The 14,851-nt window shown below is 64.1% G+C and carries 12 protein-coding genes and 1 tRNA gene; 9 read left to right on the top strand and 4 right to left on the bottom strand.

Going from position 1 to position 14,851, the window contains the following annotated elements; all coding sequences use genetic code 11:
• Window positions 1-70 precede the first annotated feature (70 nt).
• Both MB901379_RS10885 and MB901379_RS10880 read left to right on the top strand, forming a co-directional pair.
• On the top strand, window positions 71-511 hold the full coding sequence (locus tag MB901379_RS10885; protein ID WP_158016710.1) for a Zn-ribbon domain-containing OB-fold protein: 441 nt from the start codon (window positions 71-73) through the stop codon (window positions 509-511).
• Window positions 508-1,710, top strand: a complete 1,203-nt coding sequence (locus MB901379_RS10880) for a lipid-transfer protein (protein ID WP_158016709.1) — start codon at window positions 508-510, stop codon at window positions 1,708-1,710. Before MB901379_RS10885 ends, MB901379_RS10880 begins: the two co-directional genes overlap by 4 nt.
• Window positions 1,711-1,821: 111 nt before the next feature.
• Here MB901379_RS10880 and MB901379_RS10875 read toward each other — a convergent pair whose 3' ends face one another.
• A complete protein-coding gene (locus MB901379_RS10875) occupies window positions 1,822-2,442 on the bottom strand; it encodes an ANTAR domain-containing response regulator (RefSeq protein ID WP_158016708.1) in 621 nt (206 codons plus the stop codon).
• A 127-nt stretch (window positions 2,443-2,569) separates the two neighbouring features.
• Here MB901379_RS10875 and MB901379_RS10870 point away from each other — a divergent pair.
• The 7 genes from MB901379_RS10870 (at window position 2,570) to cydC (ending at window position 10,708) form a co-directional block, all read left to right on the top strand.
• Window positions 2,570-2,646, top strand: a tRNA-Leu gene (locus MB901379_RS10870).
• Between the two features lie 89 nt (window positions 2,647-2,735).
• Window positions 2,736-4,064: an adenylate/guanylate cyclase domain-containing protein gene (locus MB901379_RS10865; protein WP_158016707.1), complete on the top strand. Its 1,329-nt coding sequence runs from the start codon at window positions 2,736-2,738 to the stop codon at window positions 4,062-4,064.
• Between the two features lie 54 nt (window positions 4,065-4,118).
• Complete coding sequence (locus MB901379_RS10860) at window positions 4,119-4,709, top strand: HdeD family acid-resistance protein (RefSeq protein ID WP_158016706.1); 591 nt, start codon at window positions 4,119-4,121, stop codon at window positions 4,707-4,709.
• Between the two features lie 99 nt (window positions 4,710-4,808).
• A complete protein-coding gene (locus MB901379_RS10855; protein WP_158016705.1) occupies window positions 4,809-6,266 on the top strand; it encodes a cytochrome ubiquinol oxidase subunit I in 1,458 nt (485 codons plus the stop codon).
• A 29-nt stretch (window positions 6,267-6,295) separates the two neighbouring features.
• Window positions 6,296-7,336, top strand: coding sequence for a cytochrome d ubiquinol oxidase subunit II (gene cydB / locus MB901379_RS10850; protein WP_158016704.1), 1,041 nt, complete (start codon window positions 6,296-6,298; stop codon window positions 7,334-7,336).
• A gap of 62 nt (window positions 7,337-7,398) precedes the next feature.
• Window positions 7,399-9,012: a thiol reductant ABC exporter subunit CydD gene (gene cydD, locus MB901379_RS10845; RefSeq protein WP_158016703.1), complete on the top strand. Its 1,614-nt coding sequence runs from the start codon at window positions 7,399-7,401 to the stop codon at window positions 9,010-9,012.
• Window positions 8,999-10,708, top strand: coding sequence for a thiol reductant ABC exporter subunit CydC (gene cydC / locus MB901379_RS10840; RefSeq protein WP_158016702.1), 1,710 nt, complete (start codon window positions 8,999-9,001; stop codon window positions 10,706-10,708). The genes cydD and cydC overlap by 14 nt, the downstream gene beginning before the upstream one ends.
• Here the strand turns inward: cydC and MB901379_RS10835 are convergent.
• From MB901379_RS10835 to pyk, 3 genes are all read right to left on the bottom strand, one after another.
• Window positions 10,647-12,062, bottom strand: coding sequence for a bifunctional lysylphosphatidylglycerol flippase/synthetase MprF (locus tag MB901379_RS10835; RefSeq protein ID WP_408632375.1), 1,416 nt, complete (start codon window positions 12,060-12,062; stop codon window positions 10,647-10,649). The two genes, cydC and MB901379_RS10835, sit on opposite strands and share 62 nt — an antisense overlap.
• 95 nt (window positions 12,063-12,157) lie before the next feature.
• Entirely contained in the window at window positions 12,158-13,063 is a 906-nt protein-coding gene (locus MB901379_RS10830; RefSeq protein ID WP_158016700.1) for an acyl-CoA thioesterase II, read from the bottom strand.
• Between the two features lie 101 nt (window positions 13,064-13,164).
• On the bottom strand, window positions 13,165-14,583 hold the full coding sequence (gene pyk / locus MB901379_RS10825) for a pyruvate kinase (RefSeq protein WP_158016699.1): 1,419 nt from the start codon (window positions 14,581-14,583) through the stop codon (window positions 13,165-13,167).
• Window positions 14,584-14,851: the final 268 nt, after the last annotated feature.

Here is a 14,851-nt window from a genome sequence, read left to right as displayed (position 1 = left end):
GGCCCACCACAGCTTCGGGCAAAACTGCAACACGTTTCAGTTTTGCGGCACCGCTGGGTAGGCTGGCACGGTGCCAGAGGTCACCAATCAAGAACCCGCCATTACCGGATGGTTCGCCACCGACGACGCCGGCAATCCCCATCTGATCGGCAGCAAGTGCCCCGGATGCGGTACCTACGTGTTTCCGCCCCGCAAAAACAATTGCCCCAACCCCGCTTGCGCGGGCGATGCACTAGAGCCCGTTGCCTTGTCGAACCGGGGAAAGTTGTGGAGCTACACGGAAAACCGGTACGCACCGCCACCGCCGTATCCCACGCAGGATCCCTTTGAACCGTTCGCGGTTGCCGCAGTGGAACTCGCCGAAGAAGGGCTGATCGTGCTGGGCAAGGTGGTTGACGGCACGCTGGCTACGGATCTGAAGGTGGGTATGGAGATGGAGCTGACCATCATGCCGTTGTTCACCGACGACGAGGGCGTCGAGCGCATGGTCTACGCGTGGAGGATCGCATGAGTACCCCCGAGCCGCTCTACATTCTCGGCGCCGGAATGCACCCATGGGGCAAATGGGGTAACGACTTCACCGAGTACGGAGTGGTCGCCGCCCGCGCCGCCCTGCGCGAGGCCGGCCTGGACTGGCCCCAGATCCAGCTAGTGGCTGGCGCAGACACCATCCGCAATGGCTATCCGGGCTTTGTCGCGGGCGCCACGTTCGCACAGAAACTCGGCTGGAACGGCGTACCGGTCAGCTCGAGTTACGCGGCGTGTGCCAGCGGTTCGCAGGCGCTACAGAGTGCCCGTGCCCAGATCCTGGCCGGGTTCTGCGACGTCGCACTCGTCATTGGCGCCGACACCACCCCCAAGGGCTTTTTCGCCCCGGTAGGCGGTGAGCGAAAGAGCGACCCCGATTGGCAACGATTCCACCTGATCGGGGCCACCAATCCGGTGTATTTCGCGCTGCTGGCCCGGCGCCGGATGGACCTCTACGGCGCCACCCTCGAGGACTTCGCCCGAGTGAAGGTCAAGAACTCTCGACATGGGCTGCAGAACCCGAATGCCCGCTACCGCAAAGAGGTATCGGTCGAGGACGTGCTGGCTAGCCAGGTGGTGGCCGAGCCGTTGCGCTTGCTGGATATCTGCGCCACCTCTGACGGTGCCGCGGCGCTGGTCGTAGCCAGCGCAAAGTTTGCCCGCGAGCACTGCGGCTCACTCGATGGGGTGCCCTCGGTGCGGGCAGTCAGCACTGTGACCCCGCGCTATCCGCAACACCTGCCCGAATTACCGGATATCGCAACCGATTCCACCGCAGCGGTGGCCGCACCCGGCCGGGTCTTCAAAGATCAGATCCTGGACGCGGCCTACGCCGAAGCCGGTATCGGGCCGGAAGATCTGAGCTTGGCCGAGGTGTACGACCTATCCACCGCGTTGGAACTCGACTGGTATGAACATCTAGGACTGTGTCCCAAGGGCTCGGCGGAGGAGCTGCTGCGCAGCGGCGCGACCACGCTCGGCGGCAAGGTCCCGGTAAATCCATCCGGCGGGCTGGCGTGCTTCGGTGAAGCGATCCCCGCCCAGGCCATCGCTCAGGTCTGCGAGCTGACGTGGCAGCTGCGCGGTCAGGCCACCGGCCGGCAGGTGGAAGGGGCGCGGGTGGGCGTGACCGCCAATCAGGGCCTATTCGGGCACGGCTCATCGGTGATCGTGGCCCGCTAGGCGCGGGTGCGCCGCCATTTTCGCCGAGATCGACGTTTTGCAGGTCGCCTCTCGCACTTTGTCTGCCAAACGTCGATCTCGCGCACCCTGTGCGGGACGCCCCGTCCCGGGCTAGGCGTCGTTGGGCGGGTCCAGGGTTTCCAAGACCACCTCGGCCACCCGCTTCATGGTGGTCCGGCGATCCATGGCCGCCCGCTGAATCCACTTGAACGCCTCCGGCTCGGTCATGCCCTGCTTGGCCTGCAGCAAGCCCTTGGCACGTTCGACCAGCTTGCGGGTTTCCAGGCGGTCGGACAGCGTGGCAACCTCGTTTTCCAGCGCCGTGATCTCTCGGAAACGGCTGACCGCCAGTTCGATGGCCGGAATCAGGTCGCTCACGGTGAACGGCTTCACCAGGTACGCCATCGCTCCGGCGTCCCGAGCACGTTCGACCAGGTCGCGCTGACTGAACGCGGTGAGCACCACGATTGGGGCGATGCGCTTGCTGGCGATCTCAGACGCAGCGTCGATCCCATCCCGGCGGGGCATCTTCACGTCCATGATCACCAGATCAGGCCTGTGCAGCTCGGCCAATTCGACGGCCTCTTGGCCATCCCCGGCTTCCCCGACGATGTCGTACCCCTCCTCCCGCAGCATCTCGGCCAAGTCCATGCGGATGAGCGCTTCGTCTTCCGCGATCAGAACTCGGCGTGTCGGCACAGCGGCGGCGGCGTCGGTGGTGGGGCCGGTCATGACGGATATTGTGTCGTGGCGGGCCGCGATCAGGAACCTTGGGGGGGCGGTGAGTCGGGATGACGACACGAATCCTCTATGGTTGGAAGCTCCTCTAAGGTAGTACCGCGAAGCCGGAACGCTGCACGCCCTCGTATCCCAACTGGCAGAGGAAACGGATTCAAAACCCGTACAGTGTGAGTTCGAATCTCACCGAGGGCACCAGGACAACCTGCGGGTAGCGACGCTGCCCGCAAGCCCGGACATCGCCGTCACGCTGCGTAAACCGGAAGCTCGCCGGTAGGCTTTGAGCCGTGGCGGCGAAGAAGTACGGGGGCCCACGCAGGCGGTGCGACAGCTCGCTCAGCCTGGACTCCGTTGCGGCCGTGCGAGAGCAAACCCGCGACCTGAATTTGCACTACGCACACAGTGCGGCGCGACGGGCCAGGGTGCTCAGCATCGCAGCCTGGCTGGCAGTGATGGTCAGCGCGAGCTTCGTTGTGGTGCAACTTTTTACCGGGGCATGGATCTGGCCCATTTCGTGGATCAACATTGCCGCCGCCGCGGTCTTCGCGATCGTCCCGATGCTGCACCGCTTCGGTGAGCTGGTAGCGCCACTGACTTTTGTGGCCGCGGCCTATATTTCGGTCTTCGCCAGCTGCTGGGGCATCGGCACGGGGTCCGGTGCTCAGCTGTTCTTCCTAGTCGGCGCTTGTCTGGTGGTCCTGGTGCTCGGCATCGAGCACATCGTGCTGGCCAGTGGTCTGGCCGCCCTGGCCGCAGGCTTGATCATCACAGTGGAGTTCGTGGTCCCACGCAACACCGGGTTGGAGCCGGCCTGGGTACAGTCGGTGGGCTTCGTCATCACCACCATTTCTGCCTGCGTCGTGGTGGTGGTGACCGTGTGGTTTGCCCTGCGCGACACCGCGCTGGCCGAAGCGATCATGGAAGGCCAGTACGACCGTTCCGAGGCGCTGCTGGCCAACATGCTCCCAGTGAGCATCGCCGAGCGTCTCAAGGACCCCGGCCGACACGTGATTGCCGACAAGTACGACGAGGCCTCGGTGTTGTTCGCCGACATAGTCGGCTTCACCGAGCGGGCAAGTAGCACCGCGCCGGGTGACCTCGTCCGATTCCTGGACCGCCTTTACAGCGCGTTCGACGAATTGGTGGACAAGCACCAGCTAGAGAAAATCAAGGTCAGCGGTGACTCCTACATGGTCGTCAGCGGTGTGCCGCGGCCTCGGCCCGACCATGCGCAGGCGCTAGCGGACTTTGCGCTCGACATGGTCAACGCCGCCGCCGGACTGAAAGACCCCCACGGTCGTTCGGTGCCCCTGCGGGTTGGCCTGGCCACCGGCCCGGTCGTCGCGGGCGTGGTGGGTTCACGCCGGTTTTTCTATGACGTGTGGGGCGACGCGGTCAACGTCGCATCACGGATGGAGTCCACCGACTCGGTGGGGAAGATCCAGGTGCCCGACGACATCTACGAGCACCTCAAGGCCGACTTTGTTTTGCAGGAACGCGGGCACATCAACGTCAAGGGGAAGGGTGTCATGCGCACCTGGTACCTGATCGGCCGAAAGTCCGTCGAGAAACCCTCTGAGGCGCATGCCGAGGAACCGACCACGGCCCGCGTCTGAGGTCCGACACACCCGCCGGGCGTTTTGGGCACACCCCTTTGCCAGAACCGTCACATGTGTAACACTGCGCCCATGGAAACCCCACCTGTCTCAGGCCCTGTCCCAAGCTTGTTGCCGCATCTGTGGAAGTCGACGCTGGTATCGGGAATCCTGTCGCTGATCCTCGGCGTCCTGATACTGGTCTGGCCGGGAATTTCGGTCCTGGTTGCCGCGGTCGCATTTGGCGTCTACCTGGTATTCACCGGGATTGCGCAGGTTATGTTCGCCTTCAGCCTGCATGTCTCGGCGGGCAGTCGGATCCTGTTGTTCATCAGCGGGGCGGCTTCGCTGATCCTGGCGGTGCTGGCTTTTCGACACTTCGGAAACGCCGTATTGCTGCTGGCCATCTGGATCGGCATCGGGTTCATCTTCCGCGGGGTCGCCACCACCGTTTCGGCTATTAGCGACCCGACGCTGCCCGGCCGCGGATGGTCGATCTTTATCGGGGTGATCAGCCTGATCGCCGGCGTCGTGGTGATGGGCGCACCGTTCGAGTCGATCATTACCCTGGCGATCGTTGTGGGCATCTGGTTGGTGGTGATCGGCACGTTCGAGATCGTGTCGTCGTTCGGCATTCGCAAGGCCGTGGACTCGCTGCGCCGATAGACCCACGGGCGCGCTGATTGACGGTAGCGGCGACGCTACCTCGGTTACTACACTTCGTCGTAGCACGCTATGACGGCCCGCAAGCTCCGGAGATGACAGATGAATGTCGTCGATATTTCGCGTTGGCAGTTCGGTATCACCACCGTCTACCACTTCATCTTCGTTCCGCTCACCATCGGCCTTGCTCCGCTGATCGCCATCATGCAGACGGCATGGGTGATCACCGATAACACCGCCTGGTATCGCCTGACCAAGTTCTTCGGGAAGCTGTTCCTGATCAACTTCGCCATCGGCGTGGCTACCGGAATCGTGCAGGAATTTCAGTTCGGAATGAACTGGAGCGAGTATTCGAAGTTCGTCGGCGATATCTTCGGTGCCCCGCTGGCGATGGAAGGCCTGATGGCTTTCTTCTTCGAATCCACATTCCTCGGACTATGGATCTTCGGCTGGAGCAGGCTGCCCCGGCTGATGCACCTGGCCTGCATCTGGATCGTCGCGATCGCGGTGAACGTGTCCGCGTTCTTCATCATCTCAGCGAATTCGTTCATGCAGCACCCGGTGGGAGCGCACTACAACCCGGCGACCAGCCGCGCCGAGTTGACCAGTATTACCGCGCTGCTTACCAACAACACTGCAATAGCTGCGTTTTCGCACACGGTTCTGGGCTCATTGCTGACCGCGGGGACCTTCGTCGCCGCCGTCAGCGCCTGGTGGCTGGTACGTTCCAAGACCGCCCCCGTCGGGCCCGGCACCCGGGCCATGTATCGCCCGGCGACCATTCTGGGCTGTTGGGTTGTGCTGGTAGCCACGGTCGGGCTGTTCTTCACCGGCGACCATCAGGGCAAGCTGATGTTTCGGCAGCAGCCGATGAAGATGGCTTCGGCGGAGTCGCTCTGCGACACTCAAACCGATCCAAACTTCTCCATCCTGACCGTTGGCCGGCAAAACAACTGCGACGGCCTCACGCGTGTCATCGAGGTGCCCTACGTCCTGCCATTCCTTGCCGAGGGCCGCATGTCCGATGTGACGTTGCAGGGCGTTCGTAATCTGCAGCGGGACTACCAACAACGATTCGGTCCCAATGACTACCGGCCCAACCTGTTCGTCACCTACTGGTCGTTTCGCGCCATGATCGGATTACTCGCGATCCCGGTTCTCTTCGCATTACTTGCCCTGTGGCTGACCCGCGGCGGACGAATTCCCCACCAGCGTTGGTTCGCCTGGATTGCGCTCCTGACCATTCCCGCCCCGTTCTTGGCCAACAGCGCGGGATGGGTGTTTACCGAGATGGGCCGTCAACCCTGGATCGTGGTGCCTAACCCGACCGGTGACCAGCAGGTCCGATTCACCGTCTGGGCGGCGGTATCGGACCATCCCCCCGGCTTCGTAGTCACCTCTTTGGTGACGTTGACGCTGGTCTACGCGCTGCTCGCAATCATCTGGTGCTGGCTGCTCAAGCGCTACATCGTCGAGGGTCCGCAGGAACACGACGCCGAACCGGCCGCACCCAAGGCCACCGACGACGACGAAGTAGCACCGCTGTCGTTCGCCTACTGATGCCGACCGACCCCGGAAGGAGATGACCGGTGGGACTCCAACAACTGTGGTTCGCTGTCATCGGGATGCTCTTCCTCGGTTTCTTGATCCTCGAGGGTTTTGACTTCGGGGTGGGGATGCTGATGCAGCCGTTCGCCCATTTCGGCACCGGCGATCCCGAGATCCATCGGCGCACGGTGCTGAACACCATCGGCCCGGTGTGGGACGGCAACGAGGTCTGGCTGCTCACGGCCGGCGCCGGAATGTTCGCCGCATTTCCCGGCTGGTATGCGACCGTCTTCTCCACGTTGTACCTGCCGCTGTTGGCCATCCTGTTCGGCATGATCCTGCGCGCTGTGGCGATCGAGTGGCGAGGCAAGATCGACGACCCAAAATGGCGGGGCTGGGCGGATTTCGGTATCGCGGCCGGGTCCTGGCTGCCGGCGGTGTTGTGGGGCGTGGCATTTGCCGTCCTGGTGCGGGGCCTGCCCGTCGACGCCGGCGGTCACGTCCACGCCTCGATCGGCGACATACTCAACGCCTATACCCTGCTGGGCGGGTTGGCCACCGCCGGGCTGTTTCTGCTGTACGGCGCGGTGTTCGTCGCGTTGAAGACCGCCGGCCAGATCCGAGACGACGCGTACCGGTTCGCCGTCTGGTTGTCGTTTCCGGTCACGGCACTGGTTGCCGGATTCGGAGTTTGGACCCAACTGGTCTACGGCAAGCAATGGACCTGGGCGGTGCTAGGGGTCGCGGTGGTGGCTCAATTGGCGGCGGTGCTACTGGTATGGAGCCGGGTGTCCGATGGCTGGTCCTTCGTGTGCGTCGCCCTGGTGGTCGCCGCCGTCGTGGTCCTCGTGTTCGGCGTGCTGTACCCGAACCTGGTGCCGTCGACGCTGAATGAGCGCTGGAACCTGACAATCTACAACGCCTCGTCGACCCCGTACACCTTGAAGATCATGACCTGGGTCACGGCGTTGTTTGCGCCACTGACCGTGGTCTACCAGGCGTGGACGTATTGGGTTTTCCGGCAACGGATCTCCGCTGAACGAATACCTCCGCCGATCGGTCTGGCGAGGCGCCCGTCCTGACCGCGAAGCAGAAGTACAGCAGGGCGCCGCTGGACCCGAGGCTGTGGCGCGCCTCGGCGGCATTGCGGCGCTATGTGGTCGCCTCGGTGGCTTGTGGTGTCGTGATCTCCGGCTGCGCCATCGGCTCAGCCATCGTGCTGGCCAGCATCGTTGCGGATGTCGTCAGCGATCAATCGACGCAATGCTTGCGCCGGTGGCTCGGATCGTTGTCAATCTTGTTGGTGCTGTGGGTCTTGCGGGCAGTGACGCACTGGCTGCAAGCGCGCATGAGCCAACGTGGGGCTACTGCGGTGATCGCCGATCTCAGCGTTCAGGTGCTGACGGCGGTGACAGCGCGACAGCCTCGCGAGACGACCGCACACCGTGATGCCGCAGCCGTAGTGGTCACCCGTGGCCTCGACGGTTTGCGGCCCTATTTCACCGGCTATCTGCCCACCCTTCTCCTCGCCGCGATTCTGACCCCGGCCACCGTCGCGGTAATCGCCTGTTACGACCTGAAATCGACGGCGATCGTGGCGATCACGCTGCCGTTGATACCCATCTTCATGGTGCTGATCGGGCTGGCCACCGCGGAGCGATCGGCCGCGTCGCTGACCGCCATGGCAACCCTGCAGGCTCGGTTGCTGGACCTAATCGCCGGGATCCCCACGCTCAGGGCATTGGGCCGCGCCTCGGGGCCACAGCATCGCATCGCCGAACTCAGTGCCGCACATCGCCGTTCCGCGATGGCCACCCTACGGGTCGCCTTCCTGTCAGCCCTGGTGCTCGAATTGCTGGCCACGCTGGGCGTCGCCATGGTTGCAGTCAGCATCGGCCTGCGACTGGTGTTCGGTGAGATGGGCTTGACCGCCGGCCTGACGGTGCTGCTGTTGGCTCCAGACGTCTACTGGCCGCTGCGCCGCATCGGCGTGGAATTCCATGCCGCCCAGGACGGGAGAAGCGCCGCCGACCGGGCGTTTGCTCTTATCGGCAAACCAGCAGCGATGAGGACGGGCAAACTGGCGGTGACCGGCCGGGGCGCACAGATTCGCCTGGAAAGGCTCAGCGTGGCGGGGCGAGACGGCCAATCGCCGGATGACTTGAGCGCGGTGCTCGAACCGACTCGGGTGACGGTGTTGACCGGGCGGAACGGTGCGGGCAAGAGCACCACAATGCAGGTGATCGCCGGGCTCACCGCTCCCTCATCGGGGCGGGTCACAGTCGCCGGGACCGACCTTCGCCAGCTGGCGTTGACCGACTGGTGGCGCCAGCTGTCCTGGTTGCCCCAACGCCCGGTTCTGGTACCGGGAACAGTCCGCGCCAACCTGGTCCTACTGGGCGACCTCCCTGATCTTGCCAGTGCGTGTGCAGCAGCAGGATTCGACGAGGTCATTGCTGAGCTACCCAACGGGTTGGATACCGTTCTCGGCCGCGACGGTGTCGGCCTGTCGCTGGGGCAACGGCAACGCCTGGCGTTGGCCCGGACCCTCGGCTCTCCTGCCCCGGTGCTGTTGCTGGACGAGCCCACCGCGCACCTGGACAGTCACACCGAGAACCACGTGTTGCGAGCCATCGTCGAACGGGCCCGCGCCGGCGCCACCGTCGTAGTCATCGGCCATCGCGAGCCAGTCGTCGCCATTGCCGACCGTGTCGTGGAAGTCACGTCCGACCGGCAGGTGTCCTATGCGCCGAGCTGATCCGCTCCTTGTTGCGGCCGAGTTGCTGAGCCTTCGGCTGCCCCGCATCGCCACCGCAGTGGCGCTTGGGGTGCTGTCATTGGGCAGCGCGCTGGCATTGGCGGGCATCTCGGCGTGGCTGATCACCCGCGCATCACAGATGCCGCCGGTCCTCGATTTGTCCATCGCGGTCGTAGCGGTGCGAACATTCGCAATCTCGCGGGGCGTCTTGCACTATTGCGAGCGACTTGCCAGCCACGACACCGCACTTCGCGCCGCGGGCTCTGCCCGGACACAGATCTATCTCCGATTGGCGGCGGGGCCTGCCGCCGATGCCGTCCGGCTTCCCAGCGGCGACCTGGTGGCGCGGGTGGGCGCCGACGTTGACGCACTGGCCGACGTAGTGGTGCGCGCCCTGGTACCTATCGGCGTCGCCGCTGTGCTGGCGCCGGCCGCGACTGTTGCAGTCGGATTCATCTCCCTGCCCGCCGCTGCGGTCCTAGCGATCTGCCTGATCGTCGCGGGAGTTGTCGCGCCTTGGTTTGCCGGCCGGGCGGCGGCAACGCACGAAGCCCTCGCCCACCAGCATCATGTCGAACGCGACACGTCGGCATTGGTGGCCCTCGAACACGCACCCGAACTTCGCGTCGCCGGTGTCTTGCCCAGCGTCATCGCCGACTCTCGACGGCAACAGCATGCCTGGGGTGACGCCGTCGACACCGCGGCACGACCGGCGGCAATCGCCGAGGCCATACCGACCGCCGCAATCGGGTTCAGCGTGCTCGGCGCGGTGGTGGCCGGGATCGGCCTGGCGCCCGCGGTCGCGCCAACGACACTGGCCGTCCTAATGTTGTTGCCGCTGTCCGCTTTCGAGGCAACGAATGCGCTCCCGGCCGCCGCGGTTCAGCTGACCCGATCACGCATCGCCGCGCGGCGCCTGATCGACCTCGCTCGACGAGATGGCCGGCCGGCAGCGGCTACGCTCGCGCCACACCCGCCGGTGGCCGGCCGGCTCACCGCCGATGTGTCATGCGGCCACTCGATGGCGCAACGAATTCGGGCGACGATTGACCTGGCACCGGGCGCGCGGATCGCCGTGACGGGTCCCAGCGGCGCCGGCAAGACGACATTGTTGATGACGCTGGCTGGACTGCTGCCGCCGCTGTGTGGGCAGGTGCTGCTGGACGAAACGGATCTCGAACGCATCGATGAATCCGAATTGCGCCGCGGTATAGGATTTTTCGCTGAAGATGCGCATATCTTCGCCACCACCGTGCGGGACAATTTGCTGGTTGTCCGGGGCGATCTCGACGATGGCGAGCTGGCCGATGCGCTGGAGCGAGTCGGCCTGGGCGGCTGGCTGGCCGGCTTGCCTGAAGGTCTTTCGACCGTGTTGAGCGGTGGCGCGCAGGCGGTCTCGGCCGGCCAGCGCAGACGGCTACTACTGGCAAGAGCGGTGCTGTCCCCCGCCCCAATCGTGCTGCTTGACGAACCCACCGAGCACCTCGACTCCGTGGACGCCGATTACATCTTGCGCGATCTGTTATCTCCACGTGCTGGTCAAATTCTGGGACCCAGAACAGTCGTGGTGGCCACTCACCACCTGCCCGTGGGGGTATCGCCCAAAGACCTGGGGTGTGTCGAACTCCCGATCGTCAAAGGTGCCGACGACGCGGCACGAACTCCAGTGAGAGCAGCACCACCATCAAGGGCATGACCTGCGTCAGTGAGACCAGCACATAGCGCCGCTCATCAAGCGCGTGGAACTTGCCGAGGTACCGGTACAACGACTCCAACGAGATGAGTGGGTCAAGGAAATGGATCAGCACATAGAAGAGGCGCTGCAGCCGGTTTCTCGTCTGTTGATCGAAGATCTCCGGAAATGCCGCAAATGCAAGCGATAGCCTTTGCGCCCCAGCGTCTTTAGCTGCGGCAATCATGTCGACGCTGAGCCGTTCATCGATTCCATTCGGGGCTCCACGGCGGCGCCACGGCACGTCCAGGGAAAAATCGCTGCCGCCACCGGCGGTGGTAAACCGGTCGAAGCCCTGTACCTGCCCCGAGGCATCCCTGGCGATAATTAGCCGCACCCCTGGGTCTCTGCCTTCCAACACGCCGTCCAGGCTCATGCAAAAGCCGCGATCGGTTCGGGCCCCTTTGGGTGATGCCAGCAACACCTCGGTCAGCTCGGCTCGCTGCCGGTCGCTAAGTTCTTGCTCGGCAACGATCTCGGTGGTTATGCCGCCGTTGTGAGTGCGCTGCACGGCCTGGCGCAGATTTCGGAATTTGCGGCCCACCAGGTTGAAGGTGGGCACGTCGATGACGACGTCTCGCCCGATCGGTATCGTGCGCAGGGATTGACCAACCACCGCCCGGTCAGTCCACAGATCGAGGCGCCGCTCGCTGCAGCCCAGCACAACAATCCGCCAGCCGTGGGTGTGACACATCCCGGCGAAGTCTGCTACCAGCTGAGGAAACTGCGTTTCATCACCGATGGGGTCGCCGGCAACGACTGCAAAACCCATCCGCGTCCGGTATGCCAGCGCCGCTGTGCCGGCCGTGCTGAAGTAGGTGCATTTGCCCGCCTGCATCGCAAACGGCGCCAGTGGGTCCGCGCTGGTCGTGTTGATCAATGCCCATACTCGGGGCAGGTCCTCGGGTCGTGGATGGGACGACGTCGGCCACATCAGCACCATTCCCGACCCGGCGATCAGCGCCTCACCCACCAGGTCGAACGACAGCACGTGCAGGCCCAACCCAGCCACCAGGAAGAAGGCGGCCGCTGTCGCATGCATCGCCGTCACGGGGCGCCCCAGGAAGATACCGCGCGCGATCAATGCCACCGCCGCCAGAATCGTCAGCGACCAACTCAGCCGCCCAGTGGCCTGCCAATCCTCGTGCCGATAGTTGTCGGCCAGCAGCGCGATGAGCCAGCATGCGGCGCAAAATACGGCCAAGGCCCCTACGAAGCGGGCGGTGAACGAATCGAGATGAACAACGACGCGTTCGCGTGCGCGAACGCTCGACACAACGTCGACCAACGACTCTTTCACACCCACCTCCCAACCGATTGCCGATCGGCCGCGCCACCCACTACCAGGAACGTTACGCCTCGATAGGGGCGCGTCGTGCCGGTAATGGAGCGACTAGCGCACGTGTATCCGGATTATCGGCGAGCGGCGGGAAAGTATTTCAGAACGCCTTCTTGCACCACGGTCGCAATGACTTGACCGGAGCGATCAAAGAAGTGCCCCGTGCCTAGCCCGCGTGAATCCGCAGCCACCGGCGAGGATGTGGAATACAGGACCCAATCACCGAAATCCACCTGGCGGTGGAACCACACCGAATGGTTGGCCGAAGCCGCGAAAATGCGGTCAAATCCCCAAGACAGGCCGTGCGTGGTAATCACCGAGTCCAGAACGGTGGTATCCGAGGAATACAACATCGTGGCGGTGTGCAGAACCGGATCGTCGGGCAATGTGCCCAAGGCCTTCACCCAGACCCGGTTGTGGTGAAGCCGCTCCCCTTTGTCGCGCATCACCCAGGACGGGTCATTGGTGTAGCGCCATTCGATCGGCTGCAGCGCGTTGACGAAGTGCGGCACGGTCGCCTCGTAGCCACGCAACAGCTCGCCAATGGGCGGCCTGGTGTGGGGCTCGGCCACCTCCGGCGGTTCGATGGCGTGCTCAAGGCCTTGCCCGCCGGACATGTACGAGATCATGGCCGACGACAGCAGCACACCGTCCTGTACCGCATCCACCCGCCGGTTCGCGAAACGCCGCTCATCGCGCAGCCGTGCCACGTGAAATTCGATGTCCTTGGTGGTATCGCCACCGTTGATGAAATGCACCGAGAGTGCACTGGGCGGTAGATCGTCGCGCGCCAGTGTGCGGCTGCTGGCGACGAACGATTGCGCCATAAGCAACCCACCGAAGGTGCGTAGCGGATTCTTGCTGGGATGAGAGCCGACGAACCGGTCGTCGGCGACGCGGGTAAGGTCTAGCACCGCCAGCAGTTCTTCGAAATCAGTCGTCGGTTCTTCACGCGTATTCGGCTCTTCACCAGCCGGCAAGGACCTGCTCTCCTCTGGACTCGATTGTCCGGCCGCACCCCAGGCTCCGCCACCTGACTATCGCCGGGAAACTCAACTGCCCGATGCCCAGGCGGCACAGGCTAGACGTCGTCCTCCCCGATCCGGTGCACGTGGATCAGGTTGGTCGAGCCTACCGTGCCCGGCGGTGCGCCCGCGACGATGACCACTAGATCGCCGCGCTTGTATCGGCCGAGTTCTAGCAAAGACTTGTCGACCTGTCGGATCATGCCGTCGGTGGACTTCATCTTCGGCACAATGAACGTTTCGGTGCCCCACGTCATGGCGAGCTGACTACGGACCTCGGGCCAGGCGGTGAAAGCCAGCAACGGCAGCGGGGTATGCAGGCGGGCGAGTCGTCGCACCGTATCGCCGGACTGCGTGAACGCGACCAGAGCCTTGGCGTCCAGTCGCTCGCCGATGTCGCGGGCCGCGTAGGAAATCACTCCCCGTTTGGTGCGTGGCACGTGCGTCAGCGGCGGCGCAGCCGTCGAATTTTCCTCGACCGCACACACGATGCGTGACATCGTCTGCACCGCGGCCAGTGGGTACTTCCCCACCGAAGTCTCGCCGGACAACATCAGCGCATCGGCGCCGTCGAGCACGGCGTTGGCGACGTCGGAGGCCTCGGCGCGGGTGGGCCGCGAATTCTCGATCATCGAGTCCAGCATCTGGGTCGCCACGATTACCGGCTTGGCATTTTCCCGGGCTATCTGGATGGCCCTCTTCTGCACCAGCGGAACCTCTTCGAGCGGCAGCTCGACGCCGAGATCTCCCCTGGCCACCATGACGGCGTCGAAGGCCAGCACGATCGCTTCGAGATTATCGATCGCCTCCGGTTTCTCCAGCTTGGCGATCACCGGCACGCGCCGCCCGATTCGATCCATCACCTCGTGCACCAGCTCGACGTCGGACGGCGAGCGCACGAAGGAGAGCGCGACCATATCGACGCCGAGATTCAGCGCGAACGTGAGATCTTCGATGTCTTTTTCCGACAGGGCGGGCGCCGAAACGTTCATACCGGGCAGGGAAATTCCCTTGTTGTTGCTGACCGGGCCGCCTTCGATGACGGTGCAGACGACGTCGTCACCTTCGACATGATCGACCACCAATCCGACCTTGCCGTCGTCGACCAAGACACGGTCACCGGCTACCGCATCCTGGGCCAACCGCTTGTAGGTGGTGGATACCCGGTCGTGGCTCCCCTCGCAATCGCTGACGGTGATCCGAACCGTTTCGCCGTCGGCCCAATACGTGGGCCCGGCGGCAAAGCGCCCGAGCCTGATCTTGGGGCCCTGCAAATCGGCCAATACGCCCACTGCGCGACCGGTGGCGTCGGAGGCTGCCCGGACCTGCTCATAAGAGGCCTTGTGGTCGCTGTAGTCACCGTGGCTGAAGTTCATTCGGGCGACATCCATTCCGACTTCAACCAGTGCCCTGACCACGCCATCTTGCTGGGTAGCCGGGCCAAGAGTGCAGACGATCTTTCCGCGTCTAGTCACGACGACAAAGCATAGTCGCGGTTGGCGGCTGTCGCGGTGCCGCGCCGATAGGCGTGCACTTTTGGTGGCTGGGAAATCCAGCTTGGCTTGCGACAACTGGGAGCATCGACGACACGCCTTGCAGGGGCGCCGACAAAGCGCGCAACCGTACGACAGTTGGTACTGTGTCTTGCAGAAACGCCTCTTCCTCGAGCTCACCCCTAGAGTTCGGTAGCTGGAGAAGCGCGGGCTGGAAAGGGATCCGCACGATGCGTCGAGACATGCTCGG

This window comes from Mycobacterium basiliense, assembly GCF_900292015.1.
In the GTDB taxonomy this organism is placed as follows: Bacteria; Actinomycetota; Actinomycetes; order Mycobacteriales; family Mycobacteriaceae; genus Mycobacterium; species Mycobacterium basiliense.
The sequence above is the reverse complement of the archived record's forward strand: the minus strand, read 5'-3'. Positions and strand labels throughout refer to the sequence as shown.